The organism is Niabella agricola (genome assembly GCF_021538615.1).
Lineage (GTDB): Bacteria > Bacteroidota > Bacteroidia > Chitinophagales > Chitinophagaceae > Niabella > Niabella agricola.
Genome location: NZ_JAJHIZ010000003.1, coordinates 292,674 through 309,103 on the forward strand (window position 1 = coordinate 292,674; position 16,430 = coordinate 309,103).

A 16,430-nucleotide genomic window follows, 5' to 3' on the forward strand; every position below is an offset into this window, starting at 1 on the left:
ATGCCATCGGAATATTAACATTAGAAATCGAAAAATGACAGAAACTCAAAAAGTTCGCAAAAAGTCTTTAGAAACGGCAACCGTTTCAAAGGATACAGACCACAGCTTCAACCGCACAAAGATCGTGGCCACGGTAGGGCCGGCCTGTAATACTTATGATAAACTGCTTGATCTTGTAAAAGCAGGTGTAAATGTTTTTCGTCTGAATTTTTCTCATGGAGTACATGAAGAAAAAAAACAGATCATCGAATACATCCGCGAGATCAATCGCAAGGAAAAAACAACGGTGGCTATCCTGGGTGATCTGCAGGGTCCCAAACTCCGCGTTGGCGAAATGGAAGGTGGCGGTATCATTGTAGAACCGGGCGATACCTTCATCTTTACCAACAAGAAAATGGTAGGTACCAAGGAGAAGATTTATATCTCCTACCCCAATTTCCACAAAGATGTAAAAGTAGGCAACAAGATCATGATCGACGATGGAAAGCTCGAAGTGATTGTTCGCAAGATCCTACCCAATAATGATGTAAAAGTCGAAGTAGTGCTGGGTGGATTTCTGTCTTCCAAAAAAGGCGTAAACCTTCCCGATACCAAAATTTCATTACCCGCGTTGACACCCAAGGATCTGGCAGACCTTGATTTTATTATAAAAGAGCAACTGGGATGGGTAGCATTGTCATTTGTGCGCCAGGTGGATGATATCAAAAAACTCCGCAAGATCCTGGACAAGCACAAAAGCAAGGCTAAGATCATTGCAAAGATCGAAATGCCGGAAGCAATTCCCAATATCCGGGAAATCATCCATGCGTCCGACGGTATTATGATTGCCCGGGGTGACCTGGGTGTGGAACTTCCGGTTGAAAAAGTGCCGCTGATCCAGAAAAGCATTATCCGCAAATGTATTCACCGCGCCAAACCTGTGATTGTGGCCACGCAGATGATGGAAAGCATGATCGACCGTTCCAAACCCAACCGCAGCGAGATCACCGATGTGGCCAATGCCGTACTGGAAGGAACCGATGCCGTAATGCTGAGTGCCGAAACCGCCAGCGGTAAGCACCCTACATTGGTTGTACAAACCATGCGGAAGATCATTCTTGAAATTGAAAAAACAGAGTATCATTACGACCTGGCGAATGAGTTGCAGCCACAGCCGCACTCTCCATCGCTTTCCAGTGATGCCATTTGTTATAACGCCTGTAACCTGGCTAAGGACACAAGGGCCGACGCATTGATCGGTATGACGCAGAGTGGCTATACCGGTTTTATGCTCAGCAGCTACCGGCCTAAAGTGCCTTTGTATGTATTTACAAAGAGCCATACACTTATTGATCAGCTTAGCCTGAGCTGGGGTATCCGTGCTTTTTTCTATGACGATGACCAGCATGATCTGGATACCATTTTTGCAGACCAGATCAATATCCTGAAAAAAAATGGATTCCTGAAACGTGGGGATACCGCCGTAAGCACCGGCAGTACCCCGGTTCATTTGAAACTGCATACGAATACAATCAAAGTCACCGAAGTTCAATAAAAAAAAGCCTCCTTACGGAGGCTTTTTTCATTATTTAACAACCGGTTAGTCCGCAGCAGGCACATCTTCCAGTCTGTAGTATACTTTTAATCCCTTTTCAAGCGCAATACGGACATCCTGATCTGCTCCGGCAGAAGCGCCTTCCAGGCGCAATACCGCATCACATTTATCAAGCAACCGGTGCGCGACCGGATACTGGATCTGCGTCCAGATGGCATCACCGGGTGCCGAAGATCCGGCAAGACGCAGCAAGGGAAGCGCCACCCATTCGCCGATCATCGGCACATGCCCCTTTTCAAATAACGGCAATGCCGCTGCCTCCAGGCGATCCAGGTTTTGCTGCATCAGCACCGGATCATCATCTGTGCCGCCTCTGTACGGCCCCGCAATAAGTATCAACATAGTAATTGTTTTTCACAAAGAAAAGCCACAGCTATGTTATGAAAAATTAAGATAGTTTAAGAAATGCTGCGCAAAACCTTATTCTTCCTGATGTAACTTAAAAACTCCGGGGTGATTCCCAGATAGGAGGCAATTTGTTTTTGCGTTACCTGCTTTACAATCTGCGGGTACTTGGTCAGGAACTTATCATATTTTTCTTCAGCAGACAACGATAAATTATCAATGATCCGCAGCTGCTCCCTGGTATAGGCATTCTGCATCAGGATCCTGAAAAAACGCTCAAACTTCGGAGCTTCTTCAAAAAGGCGATCCAGGTCATCTTTCGACAATTGAAACACACAGCTATCGCCGGTGGCTTCGATACAGGTCATTGCCGGCTTTCGGTTCAGGAAACAATACATATCGGTAATCCACCAGTCTGCTGTTGCAAACATCACGGTAGATTCTTTACCGTTTTTATCGATATAAAAAGCTCTTAGTGCACCGGAGTGTACATAGTAAATTACGTTACAGGGTCTTCCCGCCTTAAGCAAACAGGTGCGTTTCCTGACTTCCGAATACTCAAGAACAGAAAGAAACAGATTTGTTTCTTTTTTATTTAGTGGAGTGTGCCGGGTAATGTTACCCAGAATCAGATCATAGTCCATGCTCCGGTCAAAATTTTTGTATCAAAAACACGCGCCCTTTGAAAAGAGGAACGGCAATCCTTAAACAATTCTTTCTCTGAGCCGGAATACTCACCTGACACGCTGTTTTAGTAAACGAGCCTCGTCTTAATGGTATACTTTACATTATTAAGAATCGATGCTGCTTTTTTCGATACACCTTTCTCCACATCCAGCACAACATAGCCTATTTCATCATTTGTTTTCAGGTATTGCCCGGTAATATTGATATTGTTGTTCGACAACAGCGTATTGATCTCTGAAAGAACACCGGGTTTATTATAGTGAATATGAAGAATCCGGTGTACCCCTTCCTGGGAAGGCAATGCCAGGGCCGGAACCGTATGAGATCCGTTAGAGATTCCCTTTTCAATAAAATTAAACAGCTTGGAACTTACATCCACACCAATATTTTCCTGTGCCTCCTCTGTGCTTCCTCCGATATGCGGTGTCAGGATCACGTTGGGTAGGTTTTGCATCGGACTGGTAAACTTATCACCGTTCTTTTCCGGTTCCCAGGGAAACACATCCAGCGCAGCGCCACTGATATGGCCCTCTTTCATAAATTTAGCAAGGTCATCCAGGTTTACCACTTCTCCTCGTGCATAGTTAATAAGAATCGCTCCTTTCTTAAAATACTTCAGATTATTTTTTGTGATCAGATTTTTTGTTTGCGGGTTATCCGGAACATGCAGGGTTACTACATCCGATTGCTGTAACAGCTCTTTCAGTGTTTTCGCATCCTTGGCATTCCCCAATGGCAGTTTGGTTTCCACATCATAAAACAACACTTTCATTCCCATAGCTTCCGCCAGCACACTTACCTGTGAACCAATATTTCCATAACCAATAATACCCAGTGTTTTACCTCTTAATTCATAACTACCTTTGGAGTCCTTCATCCAAATGCCCTCATGTGCCGCTTTGATTTTATCGGGTAATCTCCTGATAAGCATTATCGAATTGGCAATCACCAGTTCTGCAACCGAACGGGTATTACTGTACGGTGCATTAAACACCACTACGCCCTTTTCAGTGGCGGCCGCCAGATCAACCTGGTTTACTCCAATACAAAAACAGCCAATCGCTTGCAATTTTTCTGCCGCATCCAATACTTTTTTAGTAATATGTGTTTTAGACCGGATACCCAGAATGTGTACATTCTTTATTTCCTTGATCAGTTCTTCTTCTGAGAGTGCTTTCGACAGTTTTTCTACCTTCGAATAGCCTTCGTCTTTAAAACGTTGTACAGCAAAATCACTGATATTTTCCAGAAACAAAATCCGGATTTTCTCTTTCGGGTAACTGGTCTCTTTTTTATTTGTCATACGAGCAAATATCCAAATAAGTTAACAAAAATTAAAATTTTAGGAACATTAGTTTTATGCAGTGGCAGATACGGTTAAATTTGTTCCTTTAAAAATCTTTGTACCTTGAGAGTTGTTGCAGTTATTATAGCATGGACATTATTAACGATTGGTTGTAAGTCGAAAACACAGGCCCAGAAAGACAAAACGGAAGATATACAATCCAACGCCCTTTCTTTTGATGTGGAACAAATGACAGAAGCGGATAAGGCGCGCTATCAGAAAGTGCTCAGCGACTTTTTTGATTCGGCATTGATCCGACGCGGATTTAACGGCGGAATCCTTGTCGCAAAGGGAGGCAATATACTTTATGAATCCTACCATGGCTTCCGGGATCCCAACAGGAAAAACGATACCATCGATGCGCAAACACAGTTTCACCTGGCATCCACCAGTAAGCCGTTTACTGCCGTTACGGTGCTGAAGTTAGTCCAGGATTCCAGGATTGGTTTGCAGGACCCGGTTACCCGGTATTTTCCTGCGTTCCCCTATCCCACTGTTACCGTTGAACAACTGCTGTCGCATAGAAGCGGGCTTCCCAATTATCTTTCTGTAATGGAAGATAAAACCAAATGGAACCCCAAGCAGATGATCTCTAATGAGGATGTATTGCATTTCCTTGAACAATATAAACCGGCTCCCATGTTTAAAGCCGGCAGCCGTTTTGCTTATTGCAACACCAACTTTGTTTTACTGGCGTTAATCGTCGAAAAGGTGACAGGAAAAAAATTCCCGCAATACGTGAAAGAAACCATTTTTGACCCGCTGCAGATGCACCATTCATTTGTGTATACTCCTGCAGACAGCGGCAAGGTAATTATGTCGTACAAGCCCTCGGGGGCGCTTTGGGTTAATGATCAGTTTGACAACACCTATGGCGATAAAAATATCTACAGCACGCCGGAAGATATGTTTAAATGGGACCAGGCATTATACAATCCCGGCTTTATCCGGCAATCGCTGCTCGATTCTGCTTATCAGCCACACAGCCATGAAAAACCGTCCATCCATAATTATGGGCTGGGCTGGCGGATGCTGAATTTGCCTAATGGCAAAAATGTGATTTACCACAACGGAAAATGGCATGGCTTTACACCCGCTTTTGGAAGGCTCCTGGATGAAAAAGCGGTAATCATCATTCTGGGCAATAAAATGAACTCCAATATTTATAATATGGCGCGTAAGGCCTATGATTTTTTTGGAGACTACATGCAGAACCAGGTAAGCGGTGGTGAGGAAGAAACCGAAAGCCGGACCGCTGCAGCAACGGCTATGCCGGAATCCACTGTAAAACCAGCGCCGCATCCTGCAAAAAAAACAGTAAAGGCCGCGCCTGCAAAAAAAAAACCGTACCTCCGGCAGAGCCACTACAAAACAATCCGTTAAGAAAGCTCCCGAAAAAAAGACAGCTTCCGCTAAAAAAAGAACCACCGGAACCCAAAAGAAAACAAAGAGATAAAGGCTGCCGGGTTTCAACAATACAGGCACAAAGAGGCCTACCCATTGAAGCCGCCGGTTTTTTGCCCGCAAACAAGCGGTGGCTTCCCGGCCCCATGCACACGCAACGACCCCGCAGTATTTCCGGGCTTCAACGGCAAAAACCTAACATAAAACCCGAAACCTTCCTATCTTCGCGCCCTTATGAAGTATCACGAGGAGATCATGCACCGGCGCACCTTCGCAATCATTAGTCACCCGGACGCCGGTAAGACCACGCTTACAGAAAAGTTCCTTTTATTTGGCGGAGCCATCCAGGTTGCCGGTGCTGTAAAGAGCAATAAAATAAAGAAATCAGCTACATCGGATTTTATGGAAATCGAGCGGCAACGGGGAATCTCCGTAGCCACATCGGTAATGAGTTTTGAATACCAGAATATTTTGATCAATCTCCTGGATACACCGGGTCACAAGGACTTCGCAGAGGATACGTTTCGTACCCTTACTGCCGTAGATAGCGTAATCCTCGTTGTAGACAGTGTGAACGGCGTTGAGGAACAAACCCGCCGTTTGATGGAAGTGTGCCGGATGCGTGACACACCGGTGATCGTATTCATTAACAAAATGGACCGCGATGGAAAGAACCGGTTCGACCTTCTGGAAGAAATCGAAAAAGAACTGAATATTTCCCTGCACCCCATGACCTGGCCCATCAACAGCGGGAAGGATTTTAAGGGCGTATACAACCTTTACGACAAAAACATCCGGCTGTTCACCGCCAATACCAAGGCCGAGGAAGAAGACACACTGGCCATTTCAGACATTCAAGACCCCATCCTGGATAGCCGGCTGGGGCAGACCGATGCGACCATCCTGAGGGAGGATGTAGAGCTGGTGGATGGCGTGAATGGCGAACTGAATGTGGCCGATTACCTGGCTGCTAAAGTTTCGCCGGTATTCTTTGGAAGCGCCATCAACAACTTTGGAGTAAAGGAAATGCTGGACACCTTTATCCGCATTGCCCCACCACCGCAAAGCCGCGAAACCACCACCCGGGAAGTGAATGTGGAAGAAGAAAAACTCAGCGGGTTCATTTTTAAAATTCATGCCAACCTCGATCCCAAACACCGCGACCGGATCGCGTTTTTCAGGGTTTGCTCGGGGAAGTTTGAACGCAATAAATATTTTCACCATGTGCGTTTAAATAAAGATGTACGCTTTAGTAATCCCTACTCCTTTATGGCCCGGGATAAAAGCATCATCCAGGATGCCTATGCCGGCGATGTGGTAGGTTTATTTGATACCGGGAACTTTAAGATCGGTGATACGTTAACAGAAGGGGAAAATTTCTATTTTACCGGGATTCCTTCCTTCTCCCCAGAAATTTTCAAAGAGGTTGTTAATAAAGACCCCATGAAAACCAAACAACTGGAGAAAGGGTTACTGCAGCTGACAGACGAAGGAGTAGCACAGTTGTTTACCCAATTTGGAGGTACCCGGAAAATTGTAGGCTGTGTAGGAGAACTCCAGTTTGAAGTGATCCAGTACCGCCTCCTGCATGAATACGGAGCTTCCGTCGAGTTCAGGGCCTTGCCTTTTTACAAAGCCTGCTGGCTTACCAGCAAGGACTCCAAAAAGCTGGAAGACTTTGGAAAATTTAAACAAACCAATACCGGCGAAGACAAGGATGGCAATATGGTGTACCTGGCACAAAGCGAGTGGTTCCTGAATACCGAAATTACCAATAACCCCGATATCGAGTTTCACTTCAGCAGTGAGATCCATCAGTAACAAACGCATGATACCGGTTAATTTTTGCTCCTGGTTACGCGGATGATTTCGCTGGTCTTTGCGTTGCACTACGGCCTGGGCTCCGCGCGATTTCCCGAGGCAGAGACTGTTCATTTTTTGCATACGATCTGCAGGAACAATTTTTCCTGATGACCGGCTGCCGTTGCCGCCGCAATCACATTTTTTACTACCTTTCTTTTTAAAATCATACGCATGCGCATTTTCAGGCTTCTTTTCCCGGCATTGATCCCGGTTCTACATTTATCGGCCCAAAGCACCTTCAACGCTGCTGCGGTGGAAAAGACCATCCGCTTTCTTGCCGCCGACGAAATGAAAGGACGGACGGTTTATTCCCCCGAAATCGATAAAGCTGCCGATTTTATTGCAGCCTCTTTTAAGAAAAGCGGCTTGCAACCCTTACAGGGTAATTCCTTTTTGCAGCCCTTTGTGGTGTACAGTGCAGCATTCAGAGGACTTACCGCACGGGTGGATCAAAAGGATGTTTCAAAAGATAATGTGATCGTGATCACCGGTGAACCGGAACTGGAAGTAACAGAAAAATCGGGGTATGCCATCAGCGCAATCCCGGCAGGCAGCTCGCTCTTCCGCGAAGCATCTACAACTGTTAACAATGGCAAGAATAACATTGTACTGGTAGATGAAAGTTTTGCCTCCGACTTTAAGCGGCTGGTCTTCTTTAAACGGAACTTTTTTAAACGGGCGGGTTCTACAGTTTTTATACTGGGCAAACCGGCGCTGCAAACGTACACTATCAAGGCCTCACACCTGATTACAGAGCACAAACTTGCCAACGTGGCCGGGCTGCTTCCGGGAACGTCACGTAAAGATGAATATGTAATCTTTTCTGCCCATTATGATCATATTGGCATTGGCAAGCCCGTGAACGGCGATTCCATTTACAATGGCGCCAATGATGATGCATCCGGAACAACGGCCGTAATCATGCTTGCAGATCATTTTGCTGCTTTAAAAAACAACGAGCGCTCCATCATTTTTGTAGCCTTTACTGCCGAAGAATCCGGGGGCTTTGGTTCCCAATATTTCAGCAGGCAACTGGACCCGTCTAAAATTGCAGCAATGCTGAACATTGAAATGATCGGTACCGATAGCAAATGGGGAAAGAACTCGGCATACATCACCGGCTTCGGGAAATCTTCGCTGGGCACGATTCTTCAGCAAAACCTGTCCGGAACGGGTTTTGAATTTCATCCCGATCCCTACCCCGATCAAAACCTGTTTTATCGTTCCGACAATGCCACACTTGCAAAACTGGGTGTTCCGGCCCACACCATTTCTACTTCAAAAATGGACAATGAACCACATTATCACCAGCCCAGCGATGCTGTAGAAACCCTGGACCTCGCCAATATGACAGAAATCATCCGGTCCATCGGAATCAGCGCACACTCTATTATTGCCGGTAAAGACACTCCTTCCCGGGTAAAAGAAGAATAACGTTCCGCCGGTTTTCCAGACACTGAGCCGTTTTTATTTTTTACGGCAGGCCGTATGTAATTTCATTCATAACCGCATCTTTCCACAAACAGCAGTTATGAATATCATCATTCCTGAGCCCTGCCAAGAGAACTGGGAACATATGCAGCCTGAAGAAAAAGGGCGTTTCTGCAGTGCCTGTTGCAAAACCGTCATCGATTTTACGGGTATGAGTCCGGCGGCCATCCGTGCATATCTTGAGGCGCATCGCTCACAGCGGGTTTGCGGACGGCTTACAGCAAGCCAGCTCACCATCCAAAAGACAACGCTCCTGTCTTTAACAAAATCGGTATGGCAATCTGCCCTTGGTTACACACGAAAACTGGCAGCAGTGTTCTTATTGTTTTTTGCATTCAGCCAGGATCCGCAGGCACAAACCGCCACCAAAACCTCAGGGAAAGATTCGGTAACCGCAGCCCCGGAGCGAGTAGTCGGAAAAATAGCGGTCTGCCCACCCAAACCGGAACCCGTAAAAAAGAAAACGCCCTACAAAGCAGAACGGCTGCCGGTTTTGAAAAGCGATCGTTCCATTACCAGGAAAGAAATCATCACCACGGGCATCATTGTAATCAGCCATCAGAAAAAATAACAGCTATGAAAATTCAGATTCCAACGCCCTGTCATGAAAACTGGGAAACCATGCATCCCGGTGAAAACGGCCGTTATTGCAACACCTGCTGCAAAACCGTCGTGAATTTTACAAATATGACACCCGGTGAAATTTCGGCCTACCTGGTACAATATCAATCGCAGAAAATATGCGGGCGGTTTACTGAAAAGCAGCTAACCGTAGAGTATGATACAGGCCTTTACATGGCTGCCAGGCATATCGCCCGCTCCGGATGGCCATCTATGAAAAAGATCGCTGCTGTTTTTGTATTGCTTTTTGCCCTATCCCTGAAAGGGAGCGCACAGGCACCTCAAAAAGACACGCAGAGCGTTCTCACCGTAACAGGCGGGGTTAAGCGATCAGCGAAGATAACGCCGGATGCCAATCCGTTTACAACAGCCGTGCCTCAACTTCCTGCACTGCCGGTTCAATGTCTTGAAGGTAAGCTTGGAGGTGTGGTGATAACGCAGCAAAAAAAACTTAGAATAGTGAAAAACACCCGGAAACCACGGAGGATCGCTCACGTAAAGCGCAACGCCGATAAAAAGAAGGCCTGCACACCCGTCACTCCTGTTTCCGAAAAAAACATCACCAATATGGGCCTTGTGGCAGCTGATACTAATTGGTATGACAACCTGTAGGATCTCTTTTTAGTACTTTGCCACGATCCCTGTGTAATTATGCGGGGTAATTTGCCGGAGCTCTTTCTTCAGATCAGCAGAGATCTTCAATCCCTTTATAAATGCATGAATGGCGGCTTTGGTGATGCCGGCCTTTCCTCTTGTAAGCGCTTTTAATGCCTCATACGGATTGGGATATTTTTCCCTGCGCAGAATGGTTTGTATGGCTTCGGCTACCACGGCCCAGTTATCTTCCAGGTCCTGCTTCAGTTTGGCTTCATTCAGCACCAGTTTGCCCAGCCCTTTTTCAATACTTTTGATGGCAATGATGGTGTGAGCCACCGGCACTCCGATATTGCGCAATACCGTGCTGTCTGTAAGATCCCGTTGCAGACGGCTCACCGGAAGCTTGGCCGAAAGATGCTCAAGCAATGCATTCGCAATACCCAGGTTACCTTCCGCATTTTCAAAATCGATCGGGTTTACCTTATGCGGCATGGCAGAAGAGCCCACTTCTCCGGCCTTGGTTTTCTGTTTAAAATAATCCATACTGATATAGGTCCATATATCGCGGCAAAGGTCCAGCAGGATCGTGTTTATCCGTTTGATCGCATCAAAATGCGCCGCCAGATTGTCGTAGTGTTCAATCTGGGTAGTGTATTGCATCCGCTGTAATCCCAGGACCTCATCTACAAATTCATTCCCGAACTTGATCCAGTCCATTTTGGGGTAAGCCACATGGTGGGCGTTAAAATTACCGGTGGCACCTCCAAATTTAGCCGCAAAAGGGATATAAGAGAATTGCTGCACCTGGTTATCGATTCGCTCTACAAAAACCATAAACTCCTTTCCGAGCTTGGTAGGAGAAGCAGGCTGTCCGTGGGTTTTAGCCAGCATCGATACATCACTCCATTGTTTCGCCAACTCCTTCAGTTGCGACTGCAGGTTAACATAAGCAGGCACCAGCTCCTGCTCCATACTGCCTTTCCATAGCATTGGAATGGCTGTATTGTTCACATCCTGCGAGGTAAGCCCAAAATGGATCCATTCCTTCGCTTCTTTTGCATCGGTTTTGTCCAGTTCCGCTTTCAGAAAATACTCTACCGCCTTTACATCGTGATTGGTTGTTTTCTCAATTTCCTTAATCGCTTTTGCCTGATCGGTACCGAAATTTTCAATCACCGCCCGCAGGTGTTTTTTTGCCGCAGCGGATAATTTCAGAAATTTCTTTTCCGCCAGAAAAAAAAGATACTCGATTTCCACAATCACACGATATTTGATCAGTGCATATTCACTGTAATATTCCTGCAGTTGCTGTACCTGTTTATGATAACGGCCGTCTACCGGCGAAATTGCTGTTAAAGACATACTTAAAGTTCCAGGTTTGAGGTTCCAGGTTTAAAGTTTAACGCCAAACATTGAATTTTAAGCCTGAAACAAATTAATTTTGCACAAAAATAAAGGATTCGGCGTGGAAGAAAAGATAAGAGTTGGAATAATTAATTACCTCAATACGAGACCCCTTTTATACGGTTTACAGTTTCCCCCCATCACAGAAAAGATTGAACTGATCGAAGACGTACCCGCAAAACTGGCGGAGCTGCTGCTGAATGACCAGATTGATGTGGGATTGGTTCCGGTAGCCATTACACAAAAGCTGCCGCAGTACTATATCAACGGCAACTACTGCATCGGTGCCATCGGCAACGTCGCTTCCGTTTGCGTATTCAGCCAGGTCCCTCTTGAACGGGTGGAAAAAATTCACCTCGATTATCAAAGCCGGTCGTCGGTGGCCCTATGCCGGTGGCTGATTCAAAACCACTGGAAGATCCAGCCGGAGATCGTCGATGCCCGCAATGAGTCGTTTCTCAACGAGATAAAGGGTACTACTGCGGGTTTGGTCATTGGCGACCGGGCCTTGCAGCAACGTACAAAATTTGAATACATTTATGATCTGGCGGGGGAATGGAAAAACGCAACCGGCCTGCCCTTCGTTTTTGCCGCCTGGGTAAGTACCCGGAAACTACCGGATCATTTTATCACTGAATTTGATAAAGCCAACGCTTACGGCCTGGACCACCTGGATGAGGTGATTGCGCGGATACCGGAGGGCATCTATGATCTCAAAAAGTATTACTCACAGGACCTCAGCTATATCCTTGATGAAGAAAAACGCAAAGGACTGGAGCGCTTTTTACAGATCCTTGCCACGCCGGCATAATCTCATAATGCGTAGCAATCATCTTGGAAAATCCGGCTTCATGCTCTCGCAACGATGCTGATTTATGCGCTGGAAACTGCGGTTTAATAAACGCACGAGGCAGGGTACCCCCGCAGCAATGCGGCGTTGGCCGGGCAAACGGCATCGCTTTACTTTCATCAAACTGCCAGCCCCGCGCAGGCACCCGATAAAACAGGAGCCTCCGCATACCGTGTCCCACAGGTAGCAATTATTATTGCATGACAGTACATGACGGTTAATTCATATGGATCGATTATTTTGATAGATCATTTGAATGTTTGGTTAAAACGATTGCGATGTACCGGAATATTTACCTTCTGTTTCTCTGGATTGCACCTGTTTGCCTTTGCGGCACCGCTGATGCACAACAAAAAAAGAATGCGCTTGAGCAATTGAAGACCGGTTTTATAAATCCCCCGGATGCCGCAAAGCCAGGTGTGTACTGGTACTTTATGGATGGTAACCTTTCCGCAAAGGGCATCAGGGAGGATCTGAGCGCCATGAAAGCAGCAGGCATCGGGCACGTTATATTTCTTGAAGTAAATGTCGGCGTTCCCAGGGGGCGGGTCAATTTTCTCAGCAAGGAATGGTTATTGCTTTTTAAACAACTTGAGAACGAAGCGGAAAAACAAGGCATTGCTGTTACCCTAGGTATTGGACCCGGTTGGGCAGGCAGCGGCGGGCCCTGGGTCAGCCCGGAACTTTCCATGCAGCACCTGGTAAGCAGCAGCATTAATGTGACCGCAAACGATCCGGGTCCTTTGTTGTTACCCGTTCCGCCGCCCAAGCGTCCTTTCTTTGGCGACGGGGCTTTAACACCCGGGCTCACAAGGATACGCAATAACTTTTATAAGGATGTAGCAGTGCTTGCCTTCCCAACACCTGCTCCGGGCGAAAACATCTCTGATATTGATAACCGGGCACTTTATTATCGCGCGCCCTTTAGCTCCGCCAACAATGTACCGGCCTATTATATACCCGTTTCCGGCAACAACGCCTCCGAAGGCACGGCTATTCAAAAGGCAACAGTGATCGACCTTACAGACCGTTTCACCGCAGACGGAAAACTCCATTGGAAGCCCTCTTCCGGCACCTGGACGGTTATGCGTTTTGGAGTACGTAACAATGGAGCAGGAACCAGGCCGGCGCCGTTGCCGGGATTAGGGTTCGAAGCCGACAAATTTGACACCCTTGCACTGAGCCGGCATTTAAACTTTTATGTAGGCAAGATTCTGAAAGCAATAGGGCCTGTTAACAAAAGGAAGGCCGGAGGACTTAAAGCGCTCCACATAGACAGCTGGGAAATGGGCGCGCAAAACTGGACAAAAAACTTCCGGCAGGAATTCATAAAGCGGCGCGGGTATGACCCCCTCCCTTTTTATCCCGTGTATGCCGGCCGGATCATTGGAAACGCTGCAATCAGCGATCGGTTTTTGTGGGATTTACGTAAAACAGCCATGGACCTGGTGTTGGAGCGCCATGCATTATATGTTAAAAAATACGCCCATCGCAACGGGCTACAGTTATCCATTGAACCGTACGATATGAATCCTACTGCGGACCTGGAGCTGGGGGCCTGTGCGGATATTCCCATGTGTGAATTCTGGAGCAGCGGCTTTGGATTCAATACACAATTCAGCTGTGTGGAAGCTTCGTCACTGGGGCATTTGCAAGGGAAGCCGGTAATTGCAGCAGAGGCATTTACCGCACAAAACAACGAGGCATGGAAGCAATACCCGGGATCCATGAAAAACCAGGGCGACTGGGCGTTTGCCGCAGGAATCAATCATTTTTTTTACCATACCTATCAAAGCCAGCCGCTACCCGATTCTTTAAAACCAGGTATGACGATGGGACCGTACGGTGTACAATGGAACCGCAATCAAACCTGGTGGCCTATGGTGGGAAGCTATCATCAATATATAGCACGTTGCTCCTATTTACTGCAACAGGGCAATACGGTAGCAGACATTCTGTATCTGACTCCGGAGGAAGCCCCCTTTGTCTTCACTCCCCCGGCATCCGCATTAAAAGGAAATAACGACCTGAAAGACCGGAAGGGATACAATTTTGACGCTTGTCCGCCCGGCCTGCTAAAGAAAGCCTGGGTGCAGAACGGCAAAATCTGTTTTCCCGGCGGAGCCTCTTATTACCTGCTGGTACTGCCCTGGTACCCAGCAATGTCGGAATCATTGCTTCAGAAAATCAGTTCACTTATTGCGCAGGGCGCCACGGTTGTTGGTCCCCCGCCTCAAAAAGCACCGGGTCTTTCCGGTTATCCGCTGAGTGATGCCGTCATACAAAAACAGGTTGCAGCCTTGTGGGGACCGTTGCTTCAGGAGGCAGCTATAACAAAACGTAAAGTTGGCAAGGGGCAGCTGATATGGGGCAAAGCACTGGAACACCAAATGGACCAGCTGTATTGTAATTATGAAGTGTTGGCCGGCATACTCCAGGGTGAAAAAATCAGTGAAAATTTCAGCAGTGATCAGCCCATCCGTTATACACAGCGGAAATTGATCCAGGCAGACCTCTTTTTTATCTCGAATACCACAAAAGATTTCCGCACGGCCTCCTGCCGGTTTCGAACCGGCAAAAAAAAGGCAGAGTTATGGGATCCGCTCCGCGGCACATTCATGCCTGTTCATGCACTCCAAAGAACAGGACAACAGATAGTCATGGACATATCGTTGCTGCCCGAGCAAAGCTATTTTGTTGTTTTTACAGATCTGCCAACCACCACCATCACCCCAATCAGCAATGCACCGCAAACCGATACGCTTACCGGAAGCTGGAGTGTTTCATTCGATCCCAAATGGGGCGGTCCGGCGCAAACCACATTCAACAGCCTGACCGACTGGAAAGACAACGCGGACAAGGGCATCCGGTTTTATTCTGGCATCGCCGTATACCGGAAAACATTTGACGCACCAGCCCTGTTCAATAAAAAAGGTCCGGCTTACCTGGACCTCGGAGATGTAAAATACCTGGCAAGTGTGCGATTAAACGGGAAGGACCTCGGTGTATTATGGACGGTTCCCTGGCGGGTCGATGTGGCGCCATGGCTCAAAGAAAAAAATAATTTGCTGGAAGTCAGTGTAGCCAACCTTTGGATCAACCGGCTGATCGGAGACCAGCAATTTCCTGATGACGGCGTTAAAGATGGCAGGTGGCCGTCATGGTTGCTGGAAGGGAAACCCCGCACCAGCAATCGTTTTACATTCACCACGTTTAATCCTTATAAAAAGAATGACCCGCTGATCAGCTCCGGTTTGCTGGGGCCAGTAACCTTAGTAAGGGAGCGATAAATACCATTAAGGCCGGAATTTTTTCTTAAAATGATTGGGAGCGTCACCGGTCTTAGCCTTAAAAATCCTGGAAAAAGAATAGGCCGATTCAAAACCCAGCTCATCCGCTATTTGCTTAACAGAAGCATCAGAATGCATGAGTAACGCCTTTGCCTTATTCAGTTTTAACTGCAGAAAGTATTGATGCGGAGACATACCGGTATATAACTTAAACACTTTCCGGAACGAAGAGTAACTGGTACAAAAATCACCCGCCAGTTTTTCAAACGAGAGGTACGAATGAACATGGGCATGCATTACGGACATGGCCCGGCTGATCATCTCCTCATGTTTATTTTTCTTATCAAACTGCAATTGTTTGGACAACGCGAATATTTTTCCAAACAGGTGCAGCAACATCCCGGACACCAACTGCTGGTAGCCCGTCTTTTCGGACCTTGTCTGTTCAATCACCTCTGTAAATAAGCCGATCACCGATTCGTTGATCCCCAGGTAATATACCGGCGTTTCTTTGGGGAAAAAATGACGGTTATAGATATTTTGCAGGATGCTACCTTTACATCCGATCCAGTACTCTTCCCAGCCCGTATCATTATTGGGTTTAAAACGATGCCATTCATACGGGTACAGCATCAGCAGGGTTCCGGATTTCACCGGTATCAGCGGGCAGCTCTTTGATTCAAATACCCCCTCGCCGTTTAATATATAAATCAGCTGGAATTCATCCAGCACACGGCCATCTTCCCATTTAAAATAGTGATGTGAGGGATGATCGCCGGCGGGGTAACACTGCGCCTTTGCGATCCGCGTACGCCCGACGTTCACAACGTATAACCCCCAGCTTTTATCCTGGTTGCTGGTAGGGAGATATTTGTAATAGTTGTCCATGGGGTTTCAAATTTATCAAAAAATACAGGTTAAAGATCATTTTAGATATTG

General features: G+C 46.9%; 13 protein-coding genes. 8 read left to right on the forward strand and 5 right to left on the reverse strand.

Annotation, left to right across the window (positions count from 1 at the left end):
• Positions 1 to 34 precede the first annotated feature (34 nt).
• Complete coding sequence (gene pyk, locus LL912_RS06705; RefSeq protein ID WP_235552806.1) at positions 35 to 1,534, forward strand: pyruvate kinase; 1,500 nt, start codon at positions 35 to 37, stop codon at positions 1,532 to 1,534.
• A 45-nt stretch (positions 1,535 to 1,579) separates the two neighbouring features.
• On the opposite strand, the gene LL912_RS06710 is transcribed toward pyk, so the two are convergent.
• The 3 genes from LL912_RS06710 to serA all read right to left on the reverse strand — a co-directional run bounded on the left by LL912_RS06710 (position 1,580) and on the right by serA (position 3,929).
• Positions 1,580 to 1,936, reverse strand: a complete 357-nt coding sequence (locus tag LL912_RS06710) for a hypothetical protein (protein ID WP_235552807.1) — start codon at positions 1,934 to 1,936, stop codon at positions 1,580 to 1,582.
• A 56-nt stretch (positions 1,937 to 1,992) separates the two neighbouring features.
• On the reverse strand, positions 1,993 to 2,583 hold the full coding sequence (locus tag LL912_RS06715) for a Crp/Fnr family transcriptional regulator (RefSeq protein WP_235552808.1): 591 nt from the start codon (positions 2,581 to 2,583) through the stop codon (positions 1,993 to 1,995).
• 107 nt (positions 2,584 to 2,690) lie between these two features.
• Positions 2,691 to 3,929, reverse strand: coding sequence for a phosphoglycerate dehydrogenase (serA, locus tag LL912_RS06720; RefSeq protein ID WP_235552809.1), 1,239 nt, complete (start codon positions 3,927 to 3,929; stop codon positions 2,691 to 2,693).
• Between the two features lie 105 nt (positions 3,930 to 4,034).
• Between serA and LL912_RS06725 the strand changes: the two genes are divergently transcribed.
• The 5 genes from LL912_RS06725 to LL912_RS06745 all read left to right on the forward strand — a co-directional run bounded on the left by LL912_RS06725 (position 4,035) and on the right by LL912_RS06745 (position 9,962).
• Positions 4,035 to 5,354 (forward strand): serine hydrolase domain-containing protein, encoded by a 1,320-nt coding sequence (locus tag LL912_RS06725; RefSeq protein ID WP_235552810.1) that lies wholly within the window; start codon positions 4,035 to 4,037, stop codon positions 5,352 to 5,354.
• A 255-nt stretch (positions 5,355 to 5,609) separates the two neighbouring features.
• Positions 5,610 to 7,196, forward strand: coding sequence for a peptide chain release factor 3 (locus LL912_RS06730; protein ID WP_235552811.1), 1,587 nt, complete (start codon positions 5,610 to 5,612; stop codon positions 7,194 to 7,196).
• A 213-nt stretch (positions 7,197 to 7,409) separates the two neighbouring features.
• Positions 7,410 to 8,672 carry a M28 family peptidase gene (locus LL912_RS06735; RefSeq protein WP_235552812.1) on the forward strand — a complete coding sequence of 421 codons (1,263 nt, stop codon included), beginning with the start codon at positions 7,410 to 7,412 and terminating at the stop codon, positions 8,670 to 8,672.
• Between the two features lie 97 nt (positions 8,673 to 8,769).
• A complete protein-coding gene (locus tag LL912_RS06740) occupies positions 8,770 to 9,300 on the forward strand; it encodes a hypothetical protein (protein ID WP_235552813.1) in 531 nt (176 codons plus the stop codon).
• Positions 9,301 to 9,305: 5 nt separating this feature from the next.
• A complete protein-coding gene (locus tag LL912_RS06745) occupies positions 9,306 to 9,962 on the forward strand; it encodes a hypothetical protein (RefSeq protein WP_235552814.1) in 657 nt (218 codons plus the stop codon).
• A 9-nt stretch (positions 9,963 to 9,971) separates the two neighbouring features.
• On the opposite strand, the gene purB is transcribed toward LL912_RS06745, so the two are convergent.
• Positions 9,972 to 11,309: an adenylosuccinate lyase gene (purB, locus tag LL912_RS06750; protein WP_235552815.1), complete on the reverse strand. Its 1,338-nt coding sequence runs from the start codon at positions 11,307 to 11,309 to the stop codon at positions 9,972 to 9,974.
• A gap of 79 nt (positions 11,310 to 11,388) precedes the next feature.
• Here purB and LL912_RS06755 point away from each other — a divergent pair, with 79 nt between their 5' ends.
• Positions 11,389 to 12,162, forward strand: a complete 774-nt coding sequence (locus tag LL912_RS06755; RefSeq protein ID WP_235552816.1) for a menaquinone biosynthetic enzyme MqnA/MqnD family protein — start codon at positions 11,389 to 11,391, stop codon at positions 12,160 to 12,162.
• A 317-nt stretch (positions 12,163 to 12,479) separates the two neighbouring features.
• Positions 12,480 to 15,491: a glycosyl hydrolase gene (locus tag LL912_RS06760; RefSeq protein ID WP_235552817.1), complete on the forward strand. Its 3,012-nt coding sequence runs from the start codon at positions 12,480 to 12,482 to the stop codon at positions 15,489 to 15,491.
• Between the two features lie 6 nt (positions 15,492 to 15,497).
• On the opposite strand, the gene LL912_RS06765 is transcribed toward LL912_RS06760, so the two are convergent.
• Positions 15,498 to 16,379: an AraC family transcriptional regulator gene (locus tag LL912_RS06765; protein ID WP_235552818.1), complete on the reverse strand. Its 882-nt coding sequence runs from the start codon at positions 16,377 to 16,379 to the stop codon at positions 15,498 to 15,500.
• Positions 16,380 to 16,430: the final 51 nt, after the last annotated feature.